General features: G+C 62.7%; 14 protein-coding genes. 3 read left to right on the top strand and 11 right to left on the bottom strand.

All coding sequences use genetic code 11. The features are described 5' to 3' along the window. Positions 1-7: 7 nt before the first annotated feature. A complete protein-coding gene (locus NKJ73_RS12765) occupies positions 8-1,339 on the bottom strand; it encodes a dihydroorotase (protein WP_352569642.1) in 1,332 nt (443 codons plus the stop codon). Between the two features lie 83 nt (positions 1,340-1,422). On the opposite strand from NKJ73_RS12765, the gene ygfZ reads away from it, so the two are divergent. The 3 genes from ygfZ (at position 1,423) to NKJ73_RS12750 (ending at position 5,118) form a co-directional block, all read left to right on the top strand. Next, positions 1,423-2,283 carry a CAF17-like 4Fe-4S cluster assembly/insertion protein YgfZ gene (gene ygfZ, locus NKJ73_RS12760; protein WP_352569640.1) on the top strand — a complete coding sequence of 287 codons (861 nt, stop codon included), beginning with the start codon at positions 1,423-1,425 and terminating at the stop codon, positions 2,281-2,283. Further along, positions 2,283-2,915, top strand: a complete 633-nt coding sequence (locus NKJ73_RS12755; RefSeq protein WP_352569638.1) for a YfbR-like 5'-deoxynucleotidase — start codon at positions 2,283-2,285, stop codon at positions 2,913-2,915. The genes ygfZ and NKJ73_RS12755 overlap by 1 nt, the downstream gene beginning before the upstream one ends. A 64-nt stretch (positions 2,916-2,979) precedes the next feature. Continuing rightward, positions 2,980-5,118, top strand: coding sequence for a putative bifunctional diguanylate cyclase/phosphodiesterase (locus NKJ73_RS12750; RefSeq protein WP_352569637.1), 2,139 nt, complete (start codon positions 2,980-2,982; stop codon positions 5,116-5,118). 129 nt (positions 5,119-5,247) lie between these two features. On the opposite strand, the gene NKJ73_RS12745 is transcribed toward NKJ73_RS12750, so the two are convergent. The 10 genes from NKJ73_RS12745 to NKJ73_RS12700 all read right to left on the bottom strand — a co-directional run bounded on the left by NKJ73_RS12745 (position 5,248) and on the right by NKJ73_RS12700 (position 17,168). After that, complete coding sequence (locus NKJ73_RS12745; RefSeq protein ID WP_023719871.1) at positions 5,248-5,520, bottom strand: DUF3303 domain-containing protein; 273 nt, start codon at positions 5,518-5,520, stop codon at positions 5,248-5,250. A 22-nt stretch (positions 5,521-5,542) separates the two neighbouring features. Then, a complete protein-coding gene (locus tag NKJ73_RS12740; protein ID WP_352569635.1) occupies positions 5,543-7,006 on the bottom strand; it encodes a RimK family ATP-grasp domain-containing protein in 1,464 nt (487 codons plus the stop codon). Beyond that, positions 7,003-8,109, bottom strand: coding sequence for a peptidase C39 family protein (locus tag NKJ73_RS12735; RefSeq protein WP_352569634.1), 1,107 nt, complete (start codon positions 8,107-8,109; stop codon positions 7,003-7,005). The genes NKJ73_RS12740 and NKJ73_RS12735 overlap by 4 nt, the downstream gene beginning before the upstream one ends. Before the next feature lie 209 nt (positions 8,110-8,318). Further along, entirely contained in the window at positions 8,319-9,113 is a 795-nt protein-coding gene (locus tag NKJ73_RS12730) for an anti-sigma factor family protein (RefSeq protein WP_352569633.1), read from the bottom strand. Beyond that, a complete protein-coding gene (locus NKJ73_RS12725; RefSeq protein ID WP_352448995.1) occupies positions 9,110-9,628 on the bottom strand; it encodes a sigma-70 family RNA polymerase sigma factor in 519 nt (172 codons plus the stop codon). Before NKJ73_RS12725 ends, NKJ73_RS12730 begins: the two co-directional genes overlap by 4 nt. Before the next feature lie 1,419 nt (positions 9,629-11,047). Continuing rightward, positions 11,048-13,747 (bottom strand): DUF2339 domain-containing protein, encoded by a 2,700-nt coding sequence (locus NKJ73_RS12720; RefSeq protein WP_352569632.1) that lies wholly within the window; start codon positions 13,745-13,747, stop codon positions 11,048-11,050. An 84-nt stretch (positions 13,748-13,831) separates the two neighbouring features. Beyond that, a complete protein-coding gene (locus NKJ73_RS12715) occupies positions 13,832-14,107 on the bottom strand; it encodes a PaaI family thioesterase (RefSeq protein ID WP_023677761.1) in 276 nt (91 codons plus the stop codon). Next, entirely contained in the window at positions 14,104-14,892 is a 789-nt protein-coding gene (recO, locus tag NKJ73_RS12710; RefSeq protein ID WP_352569630.1) for a DNA repair protein RecO, read from the bottom strand. Before recO ends, NKJ73_RS12715 begins: the two co-directional genes overlap by 4 nt. A 115-nt stretch (positions 14,893-15,007) precedes the next feature. Next, the gene (locus NKJ73_RS12705; RefSeq protein WP_352569817.1) at positions 15,008-16,096 is read right to left on the bottom strand and encodes a porin; all 1,089 of its coding nucleotides are present in this window, start codon (positions 16,094-16,096) and stop codon (positions 15,008-15,010) included. Between the two features lie 361 nt (positions 16,097-16,457). Then, positions 16,458-17,168, bottom strand: a complete 711-nt coding sequence (locus NKJ73_RS12700) for an antitoxin Xre/MbcA/ParS-like domain-containing protein (protein WP_352569628.1) — start codon at positions 17,166-17,168, stop codon at positions 16,458-16,460. Between the last annotated feature and the right edge of the window lie 269 nt (positions 17,169-17,437).

The following is a 17,437-nucleotide window of genomic DNA, read 5'->3' as shown; positions in this document are numbered from 1 at the left end:
CAGGAGCTTAGCCCGCCAACGCCTCGGAAAACTCCACCGCCCTACCCTGGCCCGGCGTGACGATCTCGCCTTCCCACATCACGCGCCGGCCGCGCACGATGGTGCCGACCGGCCAGCCGGTCACCTGCCTGCCGTCATAAGGCGTCCAGCCGGCCTTGGAGCCTTGCTGGGCGTTGGCGATGGTCTCGCGGCGCTTCAGATCGACGATGGTCAGATCGGCATCGTAGCCGGCGGCAATGCGGCCTTTCCTGGCGATGCCGAATATGCGTTGCGGGCCGTGGCTGGTCAGGTCGACAAAGCGCTGCAACGTCAGCCGGCCGGCGTTGACATGATCCAACATGATCGGCACCAAAGTCTGCACCCCGGTCATGCCGGACGGCGACGCCGGATAAGGCTTTGCCTTCTCGGCCAGCGTGTGCGGCGCATGGTCGGAGCCGAGCACATCAACGATGCCTTGCGCAACGCCGTACCAGACCCCGTCGCGATGGCGCGTGGCGCGCACCGGCGGGTTCATCTGGATCAGGGTGCCCAACTGCGCATAATCATCGGCGCTCAGCGTCAGATGATGCGGCGTCGCCTCGCAGGTCGCGACATCCTTGTGCTGTTCGAGGAAGCCTATCTCCTCGGCGGTCGAGATGTGCAGCACATGGATCCGGGCGCGGACCTGGCGCGCGATTCGCACAAGGCGCTCGGTGCAGCGCAACGCAGCGATCTCGTCGCGCCACACCGGATGTGAGGACGGATCGCCCGCGATGCGCTCGCCAAGCCGCTCGCGCAGCCGGAACTCGTCCTCGGAGTGAAAGGCGGCGCGGCGGCGTGTGTTCCTCAGGATCGAGGCAACGCCTTCGTCGTCCTCGACCAGCAGGTCGCCGGTGGACGAGCCCATGAAAACTTTTATGCCGGCCGCACCAGGCAGCCGCTCGAGATCGCCAGCGTCTTTTGCATTGTCGCGGGTCCCGCCGACCCAGAAGGCAAAGTCGCAATGCATGCGGCCGGTGGCACGCCGCACCTTGTCGGCAAGGGTTGCCTCACTGGTGGTCAGCGGATTGGTGTTCGGCATCTCGAAGACGGCGGTGACGCCGCCGAGCACCGCTGCCCGCGAGCCCGTCTCCAGATCTTCCTTGTGCTCCAGGCCCGGCTCGCGGAAATGCACCTGGCTGTCGACGACGCCCGGAACGATGTGCAGCCCACGGCAGTCGATCGTCTCATCGGCCGACGCCTCGCGGAGGTCGCCGATGGCAGCGATGCGCCCACCATTGATGCCGACGTCGCGAAAACCCTGGCCGTCGTGATTGACCACGGTGCCGCCTGTCAGGATGAGATCGTAGATGGGGGCCATACGGATCCGGTCTCTTGCGGGGGAAGTGCCAGCGGCTTACGTAATGGCCGATAGTTTTGCAAGATCAGGCTCGTTTTCCCACCATGCCCTTTGCCTCGCTCAGAGATCGCGCACTCGTTTCCGTGTCCGGGCCGGATGCCGAGCACTTTTTACAGAACATCCTGACCACCGACCTCGACGTGCTCGGCAGCAGCGAAGCAAAGCCCGGCGCGCTGCTAACGCCACAAGGCAAGATCCTTTTCGACTTCCTGATCTCGCGCGCCGACGAAAATGCTTTCCGACTTGAATGCCGTACCGAGACCGCCGATGATTTCATGCGACGGCTGACGCTCTACAAATTGCGCGCCAAAGTCGAAATTGCCAAGCTGGATCAGCCGGTTGTGGCCGTCGCATGGGGAAGCGATTCAACCACTTCGCAATTTGAATCAGCACCGTTTGCCGATGCGCGGTTTGTCGATACTGCCGTCAAGCGCTTCTACGGTGACACCGCAGATGGCGGCGACCTTGCCGCATGGCAAGCCTTTCGCATCGCCCATGGCATTGCCGAAAGCGGTGCGGACTACCAGCTCGGCGACGCTTTTCCGCATGACGTGTTGCTCGACGAGATCGGCGGTGTCGGCTTCAAGAAAGGCTGCTACGTCGGCCAGGAGGTCGTCTCGCGCATGCAGCATCGCGGCACTGCCAGGCGTCGGGTGTTGATTGTCTCGGCCGGACGCACCCTGCCCACTTCGCGCGCAGAGTTGACCGTGGAGGGGCGACCGGTCGGCACGCTTGGCTCGACCGCGGCCAGGACAGGCCTTGCCATTGCCCGCATCGACCGGGTCAAGGCAGCGCTCGACGCCGGCCTGCCGATCCTGGCGGAGGACGTCGCCGTGTCGCTCGCTATCCCGTCCTGGGCGAAATTCAGCTTTCCGCAGGAAGCCATCGGCGCGGAGGATGCCTGATGGCTGCCGATCGCGCCGGGGCGCCGCCGCGCGCCTGGCAGCGCATGCTGTCCGGCCGACGGCTCGATCTGCTCGATCCCTCGCCGCTCGACATCGAGATCTCCGATATTGCCCATGGCCTTGCCCGCGTCGCACGCTGGAACGGCCAGACCAGAGGCGAGCACGCCTTTTCTGTCGCCCAGCATTCGCTGCTGGTCGAAACGCTTGTCGGCGAGCTGATGCCGGATGCCGACGCCGACGCGCGGTTGGCGGCGCTGCTGCACGACGCGCCGGAATATGTCATCGGCGACATGATCTCGCCGTTCAAATCCGTGATGGGCGGCAGCTACAGGGATTGCGAGATCAGGCTGCAGCGCGCCATCCATCTGCGGTTTTCACTGCCGGCCGAACTCGACGCGGGACTGCGCAAGGAGATCAAGCGAGCGGATCAGATCGCCGCTTATTTCGAAGCAACGCTGCTTGCGGGTTTTTCGACGGCAGAGGCGACGGAGTTCTTCGGCAGGCCGCGCGGTTTCAATGCCGAGCGCTTCGACATCACGCCGCGCTCGGTGACCTGGGCGCAGAATGCCTTTCTCAAACGGTTTGCGGCGATCGAAAAGTCGCGACGCCAGACTGCCGTTCCAGCCGGCTGAAAACGGTAAATTAACCGGCAGGGACAACAGTGCCGTGGTTAACCATGGTCCATAGGCTTGCCTCATGCCCGTTGCCGGTATCAAGGCTGGTTCGTCCGTCCGCCGACGGAGGGCCAAAGGCGTTGGTCAGCCGCAACCTATTGAAGACGAGCTGCGCGAACAGAACGAGCGTTTTTCGGCAGCGGTCGAGAACATGTCGCATGGCCTGTGCATGTTCGATGCCGATGAACGGATGATCATCTGCAACAGGAACTACATCAGTATCTTTCGCCTCGACGCCGAAGTGGTGCGGCCCGGCATCCGGTTTTTCGACATCCTCCAGCACAGCGTGGATATCGGCATCGCCTCGCAAAGCGCTGAGCAACTCTATGCCATCCGCAAGCCCTATATCGACCAGGCAAAACCTTCCACCTATGAGGAACCGCTTGCAGACGGGCGTATCGTCAACATTTCGCACCGGCCGCTGGCGTCAGGCGGTTGGGTATCGATCTACGAGGACATCACCGAGCAACGGCGCGCCGAGCAGGAATTGAAGGAGCAGCACCGCCGTTTCGACGCGGCACTTGCCAACATGTCGCAAGGCCTTTTGATGTACGATGCGGATGGCAAGCTGATCGTGCGCAACGAACGTTTCCTGGAACTTTATCATGTCAGGCCGGCCGACTTCCCGCTTGGCATGAGTCACCATGATGCGTTCAAGCGGCTGCTGGAACTGGGCATTTATACAAAGCTCGACCCCGACAGCGAAATCTCGCAAATCGAAGCCTGCCTGCGGGCGGGGAAAACACACGTAACGCATCGCCATCTCGCTGACGGCAGGACGCTGCTGGTTGCGCGCCGGCCGATGAGCGGCGGCGGCTGGGTCGCGACGTTCGACGACGTCACCGAGCGCAGGCGCGTGGAAGAGCGCATGACCCATCTTGCGCACCACGACACACTGACCAACCTGCCCAATCGCTCGATGCTTCGCGAACGGCTCGACCAAGCCCTGAGCGACACGAGAGACGGATCGCTGGCGATATTCTCGCTCGACCTCGATCACTTCAAGGCGGTCAACGATAGCTGGGGCCACCCCGCCGGCGACTGGCTGCTGAAATGCGTGGCCGAACGGCTGCAACGGTGCCTGCGCAATGAAACGGACGTTGTCGCCCGCTTCGGCGGCGACGAATTCGTCATCATCCAGTTCAATCTCAAAAGCCCGGGCGACGCGGAAAAGCTGGCCAAACGCATCGTCGAGATCATCGGAAAGCCGTTTCGCGACAAAAGACACGACATGCGTGTCGGCATCAGTCTCGGCATTGCGCTGTTTCCGAATGACGGCAAGGACGCCGACACTTTGCTGAAAAATGCCGATATGGCGCTCTATCGGGCAAAGAGCGAAGGGCGCAACCTGTACCGCTTCTTCGAACCAGCCATGGACGCGATGGTGCGGGCACGCCGGGCGCTCGAAATCGATCTCAGGGCAGCGCTGTCGCGCCGGGAATTCGAGCTGGATTTCCAGCCGATCATGAACATCGCCTCCGGCGAAATCGTCGGTGCCGAAGCCTTGATGCGCTGGCGTTCGCCGGTGCGCGGCCTGGTACGGCCGGACGACTTCATTCCGGCCGCCGAGGAGACCGGGCTGATCGTGCCGCTTGGAGAATGGGCGCTGCGAAAAGCCTGCACGACCGCGGCAGGCTGGGCGGCTTGGCGCATCGCAGTCAATGTCTCCGCCGTGCAGATCAAAAGCGGTACCTTTGCCCGCAGCGTTATCTCGGCACTGGCGTTCTCGGGCGTGCCGGCCAACCGGCTTGAACTGGAAATCACCGAAACGGTGCTGATGGACGAAAGCGATCTGGTGCTCAAGACACTCAGGCAGCTACGCGATCTGGGCGTCCGCATCGCGCTGGACGATTTCGGCACCGGCTATTCGTCGCTGGGCTACCTCAGGCGCTTTCCCGTCGACAAGATCAAGATCGATCGCTCTTTCACCCGTGACATCGATAGTCGCGATACCGCGGCGATCGTGCGCACCATCATCGGGCTTGGCGCACAGCTGGGCATCACCGTCACCGCGGAAGGTGTCGAGACCGAAGCGCAGCTTGAATTCCTGCAAAAGGAGGGTTGTGTCGAGGCCCAGGGCTATTTGATCGGGGTGCCGTCAAAGGCGTCGGACATTAATCGGCTGCTGAAGTCGAGCGCGACGATCCGGCAGTCCGGCTAAGTGCGACAGTCTCGCGGAAGCGCGGGCAACCGGCTTAGATCTCCTTGAGATGACGCTCGATCCGCGTGTTAATTCCTTGATAGGAGAAGGCGGCATTCAGGTGTGGCGAACCAGGAGGTTCCCAACGGGTCAGAGATGTCCGCTCAATGCCTCCACCATATCCTTGTTCGTCGCCACGGGAACGATCTCGAATTCGACCAGATCCGCCCATTCGATGACCCACCGCTGCAGGAGCGTGACGTCATCGGCCTCCACCAGCAGGAAGCAGCGGCTCATATCCGCTGCGATCCAGCTGTGGTGCACGAGAAGCGCGTCCGGCTTCAGGCGGCCCTGGTCGCGGAAACGGCGGTAGATCTCCTTGCGGTCGCAGCCGCGAAAATCCTCGGTTACGAAGAACAGCATCTTTTTCCCCTCAGTTCGGATATTATCGCCCCGGCCGGTCCAGCCGCTCCAGGAACCACTGCGTCAGCCGCACCCAGACCTCGTCTTTTTCGCCGGAGTCTTCCCAGCCGTGGTCGAGGTTGGGGTTGTCGTTGACCTCGATGACGAAGACGCCGTCCCTGGTTTCCTTGAGGTCGACGCCGTAGAGGCCGTCGCCAATGCAGCGCGCCGCGCTCACCGCCGTCTCGACGACATGGGCCGGTGCTTCCTTCAGGGTGAAGGTCTTGATGCCGCCCTGGTCGGGCTTGCCGTTGGCCTTATGATTGACGATCTGCCAATGTTTCTTGGCCATCAGATAATGGACGGCGAACAAGGGCTGGCCGCCGAGGACACCGACGCGCCAGTCATATTCCGTCGGAATGAATTTTTGCGCGATCAGGAGGTCGGAATCCTCCAGCCATTCGGTTGCGAGCGTCTTCAACTCTTCGAAGGTGCCGCATTTCTTGACGCCGCGCGAAAACGAGGAGTCCGGGATCTTCAGCACCAGCGGGAAGCCCAGCGTCTGTGCCGCAACTTCCAGGTCCGAGGTGCCGGCAATCATCACCGTCGGCGGCACCGGTACCTTGTTGTAGGTCATCAGCTCGTTGAGATAGACCTTGTTGGTGCAGCGGATCATCGACAGCGGATCGTCGATGACCGGCATGCCTTCCTGCTGGGCGCGGCGGGCAAAGCGGTAGGTGTGGTTGGAGATCGAAGTGGTCTCGCGGATGAACAGCGCGTCGTAGTTGGCGAGCTTGGCCAGATCCCGCTTGGTGATCGGCTCGATTTCGACGCCCATCTTTTCAGCGATCTTGGCCCAGTGGCGCAGCGACGAAATCTCCGACGGTGGCAGTTCCTCATGCGGATCGACCAGCGTGGCGAAAGTGTAGCGCGCCGGCGTGCGGCCCTTGGTGTCGCGCCACTCGCGGTTGGTGTAGGTGTCCAGGCATTGGAGAAAGTGCGTTTCCTCGTCCTCGGTCATCCTGGCCAGGGGATGGAAGCCAATCTTGCGGATCGAGGCCCATTCGGCGCTGTCCCTGATGTGGACCTCGAGCGCCGGGGCACGGAACCAGTCGAACAGAAGTTTTGCGAAGCGGTCCCAGATCCTGGATGGTCCGATGCCGAAGAAGATGCAGACCTTCTGCGGAAAAGCGCCACCCAGGTCCTTGCGGCACTTGTTGAGTGCGAGTTCGAGTTCCGGCAACGCGTGCTCATAGAGCTTGCGTTCTGACAGGTCGATCATCGTTTCGACCGTCGGGATGACCTTATGGCCGCGCGAACCAGCAAGCAGCGACGCGTAATAGCCGCGGCTCTGGTAGCCATAATTGTTCGACAGGTTGATGACCTTCGGCCGCTGACCGCGAAACAGTGCCGGATGGGCAAGGTAGTCGCGATTGGTGATGATCTTGTGCGGCGTCGCCACCTGGTCGAGATCGTTCTGCCGGCCGGTAAGGATGACCCAGGTCATTGGCTGTCGCGCTTTCCGAGAGTGATGGCGGCGCGCAATCCGTCGCGGCCGAATTGCGCCATGTTCATGAAGATGCCGTAAGGCACGGGAATATTGGCAGCATCGAGGATCGTCTCCTGCCGCTCGTCCTCGACCCAGGGGTCGTGGATCAGGATATGATCGCCGTCGTCACCGATGGCCAATACCCAGTGCGGAACCTTCTTGCCGAACATCAGGAAGCCGCTGATCAGGACCAGCACCAGTTTTCCCTCTGCGATCGCGGTGCGAATGTCGTCAAGCCCGAATGAACGGTAATTCACCGGGATGCCGTAAAGTTCCGCGCGGCGGCGAAAGTCGACCTGCGCCAGTTCCATGACCCGGCGCTTGTCTTCGCTGCGCACCGACTGCAGGAAGAGCGCGCCGTAGAAGGAGACATAGATCTCAGCAGCAAGCCCGCTCTCATAACCGGCGACGGCCAGCCCGAACGGTTCGCAGCCACCCGGCCCCGACATCATGAAAACGGTCGTCGCCTCACGCCACAGCCGGATTTCCATCACTGGGTCCGGCACGAATCCGGGGCCGAAGTAAGCCATCGCCATCATCAGGCAGCATGGTCCGCAGGTGAATTCGCAAGTCTGTTGATAAAACGGCACTTCGGTGGCGACCGGAATGTCGCCGCGCAAGGTTTTTTCATAGCGCAGCGCCGTGGCGCCATCCTCGTAATAGTTCGGTTCGCGGCCGATCTTGCGGTAGCCGCTCTGCTCGTAGATCTGGATCGCGCGCGGGTTGTCCTCGCGGACCTCCAAACGAAGCATCATGCGGCCGTGCTCGAAAGCGGCGGCCTCGGCCTCTTCCAGCAGCAGGCGGCCAACGCCGCGGCCGCCGAAAAATGGACCGACGGCGATCGAATAAAGCCGCGCGACGCCGCTGCCCTTACGAAACAGCACGACTGCATAGCCGGCGACACGGCTATCGCTTTCGCCAACTAGCAGTTCGGCGGTGTCGCGTTCGATCAGTTGGCGAAAGGAGCGGCGAGAAATGCGATCGCTCGAGAAAACGGCTTTTTCGATGGCGGCGAGGTCATCGACGTCGGACGCGCGGGCCTTGCGAATCTCGGCAGGCATGCGGGCTCAGAAAACCTCGATTGGGTTGTGGAAACGGCCCTAGTCTAAACATCGGTCACACCAGCCGAAGTGCCAGCATTCAGCAAGCGCTATCGCACCTCGATTAGGGCCGAATTGTGACAATTTTTAAGGCACGCAGGTCGCGCAAAGGCTTTGAAACGACCTTCGTGTTTCGGCATCGGCGCGGCTATAGAAAAACGAGCTCCTGCTCAGCTTTTCAAGCCCGCCAGAAGCTGGCCATAGGCGCTCTTGGCCACCGCAGCCAGCTGCTCGCGCGGCAGCGATCCGACGACGGCGCAGCCATAACCCTTGTCCAGCCAGTAGACGGCCTCAGGACCATTTTCCTCGGACCCATAGGTGCCCTTGGCCTTGGCCGCCGATTCGGCGATTACGAAGAGCGATATGCGCTCGCCCTTGTCGTCCTCGTAAAGCAGCATCGCGGCCTTGCCCTGGCCGGCAGGCAGCAGCCGGCCACCGACCAGTTGGAATCCCTGCGCCGCCAGATCTGGCGCGACCAGCTTCAAACCCACCTGGTTAGACAGCCAGTTCTGCAAATGATCCTTGTCGCTTGCCGGCACTTCCACAGCATGCCGCTTTTCAGCGGCATAGATGACGTGGGCGGCAATCGCCTCTTCGGCAAGCTGGTCCTCGGCCGTATTTTCCAGGCCGAGGCCGCCGATGCCGGCAAGATAGCCGCCAGCACCGCCAATCACCAGCATGGCGGCAGCGGCGGCCGCAAGCCACCAACGCGAGCGCGACGCCGCCGCCCTGACCACCGGCGCCTCGCCGAGCACCACCTTATTCAGCCGCACCGGGACGGGTTCGTCCAGCACGCCGTTAAAGGCCGCGCGCAATGCTGCCCGGTCGGCGGCGTAGCGTGCGCTCTTGGCCTTCATCTCGGCATTGGCGTCGAGCCATGCCTCATAGGCCGTCCGCTCGTCGCCCGGCAACTCGCCATCGAGCGCCATGTGAATGTCGCGTTCGGAGAAATCGCGCCGGCTCATTTCTCGACGATCCTTATCGATCGGCGGCGCGCGGTATCATCCAGCAGCGCGCGCAGTTCCTCACGCCCGCGCGCGATGCGCGACATCAAAGTGCCGGCGGGAACCCCAAGGATGTTGGCGGCTTCGGCATAGGAAAACCCTTCGATGGCGACCATCACAAGTGCCGCGCGCCGGTCAGGGCTTATCGCCTGCAGCGCGTCGACGATCTCGCGCGAAGCGATGCTCTCGATCTGCTCGGCGGGTGCTGCCTGCGCCTCGCTTGCCTCGAGGGGCAGCATCGCCGCCTCGCCGCGCCGGTTCACCTTGCGCATCTGATCGATGAACAAATGATGCATGATCGTAAACAGCCACCTCCTGGGGCTTTCCCCTGTCTGCCAGTTGTCGAGCCGCACAAGTGCCCGCTCGAGACAATCCTGGACGAGATCGTCGGCGGAATCGCGGTCGCGCAACAGTGAGCGTGCATAGCGGCGCAGACGCGGTATTTCGCCAAGGATTGCTGCCTTCTTTTCGTCCATGACCGCTGGTTCTGGAGCCCTGTCCATGGTGATTGAACGCGCCTTCGCGGCGCGGCGCAAGCGGCCAGCGCGAAGCGGTCCGCCGCCCCGGTCACCCAAGCATCTGATTAACGCTGCCAGCGGCAGGTTTATTCCCGGCAGGATTGAGAGGCAAACAGAATCCCTCCCATCGCGAGCGACGCGACAAAGACCCGATATCCCGCCTTGGCACGCGCCGGAAGGCGCAGCGATCCAGAATCGAGCCGTCGAGTTCCTTCGCACCCCTCTGGCCTGCCGCCGCAAGGGGGGAGATTGGCGGTTTCGGCGACAGCGCCTTTTCTGCATCCCTGGAAAATTGGCGAAGGCAGTAATGTCAGCGATCTCCCCCCAAGTGGGGGAGATGTCCGGCAGGACGGAGGAGGGCGCTGTCCTGGGCGCTGTCCCGCCGACATTGCCATCGGCAGATCACGCAACGTTTGATCGAAAGGAGCCAGAATCGGGATGGGTGAACCTTGCGGTTCCTCCCCTCCCACACTACCCAGCATACGGGTCCGTACAGGGCGGTTCGGCTGGTTATGCGGCTTTGGCAGGAGCCATGGCCGCCGGGCTTTCGGAAACGGCGTTCGCCGCACCGGCTTCGGTCCCTGCCCCGAGACGGTTGCGGGCTTCACCCGCTCCCACTTCAGGCTTCAGGGAAGGCCAGCTCCAGCTGGATTTTCCGCCGCATGGCCAATGCGAGAACTCCGTCCTACTCGTCCTTCCAAACCGTTCGGGCCTTCGCCTCCGCGGCAAGCCCGGCGACTATTATGCCCTCTGCTGACTTCTGCACCGCGATCGGCGCGCCTCACGGCGGGCCCAGTCCGGAATCCCGGACACGGCACAGATCTCCCGAGGTAAGATCGACCGCCTTCCCCGCACACCCGCCAGATTTACCACCCCGGCCCTTGATGACCTTGGACTTCGCGGTCAGTTGCCCGCTCGTCCGGCCGGGTAGGCCTCATATCCGGTTCTTGTCCATCGGGTCGTGGTTTTGCTCCACACTTCCTTCAGACCCCGCCTCACGACGACGCCCTTGTGCTTCGATAACCCTTCGCCGCCATCAGGTTGGGTAGAGGACTTGCACCTCCGAGCTGTCGATCATGTTCGGCACACACAAAAAACCCGCCTCGGCGGGCGGGTCGTTGGAGCCAATTGGCACCATACCCAAATTAGTACCATAGCTGCCGGCACAAAGCAAGAACAAAATACGTTGCGACCGGCAAAAAATGCGAATTCGCTTCGCCCTGTTCGCCTTTGAGGCCGCGTTCCTTCGCGCCCCCCTCTGCCCTGCCGGGCATCTCCCCCACAAGTGGGGAGATTGGCAGCTTCGGCGACAGCGCCTTTTCTGCATCCTTGGAAAATTGAGGAAGGCCGGTGACTCCAGCGATCTCCCCTGATCCCTTAGGCCTCCCTCGCGGCCCTTGTCAGCAGCCGCTGATAAAACAAGCCGATGCCGATGAGCACCGCGCCGAGGCCGATGAAGGACAGCGCCCGCAACACACCTTCCAGCTCCGACATGTCGAAGACGAAGACCTTGAGCACGGCGACCGAGATCAGCGCCGCCGACGCAATGCGCAGCACCTGCGACCTCAGCCAGACACCGGCGGTGAGCAGCACCACGCCGATGACCAGCCAGAGCGCCGAATAGGTATAGGTCTCGAGCTGGCCGAGGCCGCTCCACAGGCCGATGAACTCACCCTTGAACAGCCTCCTGACCGACAGCGTCGCATAGGCGAAGGCGAGCACCGCCGCCACAACCGCCAGCATGGCCGCATACCATTTCGGCCGCTTGTCGCGGGTATAGAGCGCCAGTGCGCCTGTCGCGACTGCCGGCAAGAGGTAGGCGAGCAACAGAAGGTTGAACACCGGAATGCTGCCGGTCGATTCATCCGTCAGCAACGGGTTCAGCGCCAGAAAATGCTGGAGGACGATGAACGCGACCGAGACCACGCCCGCTGCAATCGAGCCGTAGCGCAGCACCGAACTTGGCGAGCGCATGTCGATGGCGACCAGGATGGCACCGCCACCGATGGCGATCAGCGTGTAGATCGCCTGTTCGGCAAGTGTCGCAGCAGCGGTATCGATGACGCCGCCATGCATGGCATGGCGCACCAGCATGGCGACGGTGAGCAGGGCGAACAGCGCGGCGCCGGCCTCCATTGCGAGGCGCGGCCGGCCATTGGTGGTGCGGGCAAGCTGCCAGGCGGCAAAACCGAAAGCGAGCGCCGGCACGCCATATCCAAGCAGCAGCCAGTTGAACACCGGCGTCTTCGACAGGAACTCGGCACCGACGATGGTCGGGTCGAAGGCAGCGCGGCCGAGCACTGCAATCACCACACCAACGGAAATCCAGCCAAGCACCGGATAGCTGCGCCAGCGCGTCGCCAGCGCTGGCACAACGGCGGCTGCTCCGAGCAGGATGGTTGTCCAGCCGGACCCAAAGGCCATGTGCAGCATCAGCAGGCCGGCAATCGCCGCCCCGCCGAGCGCGAAGGAGACAGCAGTGCCGCCGGTTAGCGGCGGCGCTTCGCCGCGCGCTATCCACTCGCCGCCGGCGACGAAGACTCCGACCAAAACGGCTGCGACCGCCGCATAAGCAAGGTCTCGGTCGAGATTGCCGAAGGTAGACCAGAGCGCCAGCAGGATGACCAGTGGCGCGACAGCGCTCCAGGCCGCCCATGCGGCGGCGCGCAGCCAGCCAGCGGCCGCAAAACGGCGCGCCGCCCAAAAGCCGGCGCCGATGAAGACCAGGCCGAGCGCGATGCCGACCCTGAGCATCAAGGCATCGGACGCCACAACCGGCATGCCGTCGACGCCAAGAGCGCCACCCGAAAAATCGGAAGCGATCGTGGTCGGCGGAATGATGCCGAGATAGACCAGTACCGTCGCCAGCCCGGCGGCGTGCAGCAGTGCAAGCGCCCGCGGCCGGTAGAGCGCCACCGCCACCAGGGCTGCGACAAGGGCGGCCCCCGGCAATGCACCGCGGATGGCGGCGAAGGCCGGATCGACAAACAGGGCCAGCGCCGAAAGGCCGACGAAGAAGCCCGGCGCGATCGACGGCCAGTCGAAGCCGCTGCCGGCGACCGCTTCGTCGCGGCGGCCAAGCCAGACGAAGGCGAGCACGGCCAGTGTCACCACGTCGATAAAGAGGATGACGGCAAGGTTCGCCCCCGGCGCGTCGGTCATGTAGAAGATGGTCCAGATGCCCGTGGCGACGAAGGCTGCGGCCATCAAAAGCCTCCAGTCGCGGATGCGGGCAATGACGCCGGTGGCGGCGAGCACGATCGCCAGATAGCCAAACAGCGCCCACGGATTGGGCGCCTGCGAGGCGACCAGCAGCGGCGTCACCATGGCACCGAGCAGGCCGACGCCGGCCAGCGCCTGACCGTGGACCAGGCTTGCCGCGATCGTCGCCACCCCGATGGCGCCGAGCAGCGTGAAAGCGAGCGTCGGGCCGATGAAGCCGTAAATACTGTACGCGGCGTAGACGGTACCGAACAGGATGAAAGCGCCGGCCGCCGTCAGGATCGCCGGGATATAGGCACCGGCGGCACCTTGCACCGGCACCCTGAAGCCGGTGCGCCGGATGAACTCGCCGCTGGCGACCAGCACCAGCCCGAGTGCCGCCGCCATGACAAGCCGCACGCGTGGCCCGAAAATGCCGGCCTCGATGGTGTAGCGGATCAGAAACAAGCCACCCAGCGCCAGCGCGATGCCGCCGACCCAGACCGCCCAGCGGGTACCGAGCGCCGTTTCGACGTCGGACTGGCGAGCTGCCTTCGCCGCTGTCGCCGGTTGCGCCGACTCCGGCGCGGACGGCGCCGTTGTATCGGCATCGGCCTCTGTAGCTGACACGACCGCTGCGGTCCGTGGCGATACGGCCATGTCGGCTGCGGCCGCAAGCGGGATTGCGGCATCCGCCGGTTTGCTGTCGTTTGCAGCCGGTTCCTTGGCTTGCGGCGGCAGCGCAGGCGTGCCCGAAAGCACAAGGCTGCGCAAGGCGCCAAGCTCGCGCTCGATCAGGCTGATGCGGCTCTGCTGGCGTGAAATGATGACGAACAGCACGATGATGGCGACGAGGCCAATCAGGCTTTCAAACATGGCGGTTCCCCCAAACCAGGCCAGTTGTCACTGACATTCAATGTTCAGTGACATTCAAATGCGGCGGCCAAACGGCCGGTCCATTCAACGTGCCGCCAGATTGGCCGGAAAGATCGAGCATGTTTCGGTGCCGAAAGCCAGCAGCTTGCCGTTGGCGTCCTTCAGCGCCGCTTCCGAAACCGTCAGCGTGCGGCCCTTGTGCACCACTTTGCCCTCGCACACCACCTCGCCCGTCCTTGGCGTGATCGGCCGCGTCAAATTCACTTTGAACTCGGCCGTCGCATAGGCCTCGCCCACCTGCGAAATGGTGCCAAGGCCGAGCGGCGAAACGTTTTCGGGATCAGGTTCAACTTCGCTCATCTGGTGGTTTCCCCGGTGGCGGCTTCCCCGGCGCTTGCCTTGCCGGATTCATGGCCGGGTGAATGATGCCTGCGCAAGGCGGCGAGAAACCCGGCGCGGGCGCCGGGAGGCTCGATGCCGCGCGGTTCGTAGACATGGCGGGTCAAAAAGAAGCCGGTCAGCCGGAAGGCGTCCTCGATCGCCGCCGGATCGGCGCGCAGCCCGGAGCCGCGCTGCAGGAAGGCAGGCAGCGCCAGCATCTTGTCGCGCCACGGCGCGCCCGCCGCCCGCGACACGGCGCGGCCGGATTTCGGCGAGACGTAGGCAAGGTCCTGCCTGGTGCCGGTCGCCGCACACTGGCTGAGATCGAGGCCGAAACCGAGTTCGTCGAGTACCAGCAGCTCGAAGCGGGCCACTAGCTCGCCGGCGGCATCGGCATCGTCGAGATGGGCGATCATCACCGCAAGCGTCTCATAGAGACCGCGATGGGCGTCGCGCTCGGGCAGAAGACGCAAATGCGCGGCCATCGTCTGCAGGCCGTAGACGGCAACGGCGCTGTCCATCAGCCGGGCGGCGTTCATTTCGATGGCCTCGGCCTGGAAAGTGCCGAGATGCTCGTCGAGCCGCGCCCGCCACAACAGGTCGACGCGATTGCCCGGCTGCAAGACCGGCTGCTGCTTGCGCGAACGGCCGCCGCGCACGAGGCCGAGATGGCGGCCATGCGCGCGTGTCATCACCTCAAGAATGGCGCTGGTTTCGCCATGCTTGCGGGTGCCGAGAATGATTCCCTCGTCGCGCCATTCCATGACGAGAGCTTGTCACCGGTTGCATGGCGAAATCAAGATGAGCGACTTATCCGCCTTAAACCAAAACGGCCCGTAGCGTATCGCTACGGGCCGTTTTTGCGAGATCGTCGTTTGATCAGAACGAGCGCTGGAAGCGGAAGATGCCGCCGATTGCGTCGGCATCGTCGGCATCGAAATTGTCGTAATAATCGACTTCGGCGGTGATCGTGTAACCAGGAACGATGGTGTAGGCGACGTTGGCCGCAACGGCGAAGTCTTGGTCGTCGGTATAGGAGACCTGGGCGTTCAAAGAGGTCTTCTTGTTGACGGCATAGCTGCCGCCGCCCCAGACGGCAAAGTTGCCAGTCCACGGCTTGTAGAAGTTCTTCGCGACGTTGTCGTCGCTGCCGTAGCCCGCCATCACGAACAGGGTCAGGTCAGTAATCGGCTTGACGTCGAGGCGAGCTTTGCCGGCCCATTCTTCCGACGTGCTGTTATAGGCGCCGACCGCGGTGATCGCACCCCAGTCACCCTTGTATTTCACGCCGCCGGCGACAAACGGAACGTAGCTGTCGATCGACTGGTCAGCGCCGGAGCCCGTTTCGACCGAGGCGACTGCCGTAAAGCCATTACCGCAGTCGAAGTAGTAACTGATCAGGTTGGTGTCCTTGGTGCCGTAAGGAATGATAGTGTCCTGGACGACGTTGCCGGCGTAGCCGATGAACGAATCATAGACAGTTTCATCCTTACCGACACGGAAACCTCCAAGCTGGATCCAGGCGAAGTTCAGGGTAACCGCCTTGTTGTCCTGCACGCTGAAATCAACACCGCTCACGGTGCGTTTGGTATTGCCGAAGTTGAAACGGGTCTCGGTATAGGTCTTCAACGTGCCGAGCTCAGTCTCCTGGCCGGTCCACGTCTTCAGATTGAAGCGGGCATTCTTGTTCCAGGTCTGCTGCTCGTCACCGTCCAAAAGGTCATGTGTCGTCGCGCCATCGAAAACGCGGCCGGCGTCGCCGAAGCTGGCGTCATAGCGGACATAGCCGCCGATGCGCAGGCAGGTCTCGGTGCCGGGAATGTAGAAGTAGCCGGCGCCGTAGACGTCGCAAATCTTGACGTATTCGGCGGGTTCCGGCTCGGCGACCACAACAGCGTCGGCGGCGCGCGCACCGGAGACCGCGACGAATGCCGCGGCTGAGCCGAGAAGAAGGCTCTTGATATTCATTTTCTGACCTCTCCAGTCAAAGTTAAAAATGGCTTTGGATTCATGGGTTGAACGGCTGAACGCCTCACCCACGTCGAAAAAGGCGCGCACCGCACCCCTCTTCAGGCGGCGAACATACTCATCCGCATTCCAGTCTCAATGACGATTCCAAAAATAATCAATGTTTGCATAACAGAATAAATCCATGTTGCACAAATATCACTTCATATTTTCTTCACATTTTCCTCCGGCACAAACGAGACACTGTCACAATTGTACGAAAATATACTTATGACATTAGCCGGAAAACCGATCTGAATCCGACATACATTCCTTCTACGTGTTCTTTTTTTTGAATAGGCTTCTAACGTTGGCAGCGAGATCAAGCCGACTTCGCCATCGCTGCGTTCTGTGCGGCAAGAACGACTTCCGCCACCAGATCCCGTTTGAGCATTTCAATGGGAATACGTCCGGCGAGGCCGGGCGCGGGGCCGATCAGCCACGACCAGGCATGCCGTGGATCGGGCATCGCGGATAACACTTCCTTGATACCCGGCGCCGGCCTGCCGTCGATGAACTGGGCCAAGGGAAATACATGTTTGCGGCCACCGGTGCGCAACGCAACGACCGTGCCGCTCCGCTGCCAGCGATGCAGGGTCGAGCGCGATATGCCGAGATTTTGCTGCAGGAACGTCGACCCGGCGACCCGACCGGCCCAGTCCTCGACCCGCATCGAGTCGAGGTCGCCCGTTCCGGCCAGGCGTTGGATGTCTGCCCCTTGGCCGTCGTGCGCCGTCGACAGATGCGTCCGGGCACGGCGTTCCGCAGCTTCGGCAGCCAATATCCGCACGAAACGCGACGCCATGCCGGGTAGTCTTTCCTGCATGGTGTCGATCGCACTGATGTCGGTCGGCGCAAGCAAAGCGACGGCGACGGCGACGGCAACGGCGCCGGCGACCCTGCCCGCTGCAACGACCGCATCGCTGTTCGTCACCTTGCCTTGCCGCGCCAGCACGCGCTCGATCTCAACAGCGACGGCGTTTGCAAACTCGATCTGACGGATGGGGTCGATGCGATTCCAAGTCCCGGTCATGTCCTGATCTGGCTGTTTGCCTGCCGGTTCCGGTTTGCTCGGAAGCGGGTCTTTCGCACAGCCTATAGGCAGGGTGTATGACGGAGAGACGACAAACGGTAACCATGCTCGATCGCAGTATCGGCAGGAGTTCCAGCCGGTCAGCTGGCCTGTTTTGCATGAAGTATCGGAAATTTCTCAGAAAGATAGTGTGCTGAAGGTTCTGCAAAAAGTTTTGGAGAGAGAACGGCGCCTGCTCTGAGGGGCGAGCGGCCATGGCACGGTGGTGA

Source organism: Mesorhizobium sp. M0074 (assembly GCF_040322975.1).
Taxonomy (GTDB): domain Bacteria; phylum Pseudomonadota; class Alphaproteobacteria; order Rhizobiales; family Rhizobiaceae; genus Mesorhizobium.
Note: the sequence above shows the minus strand (reverse complement) of the source record. Positions and strands in the feature narration are given on the sequence as shown.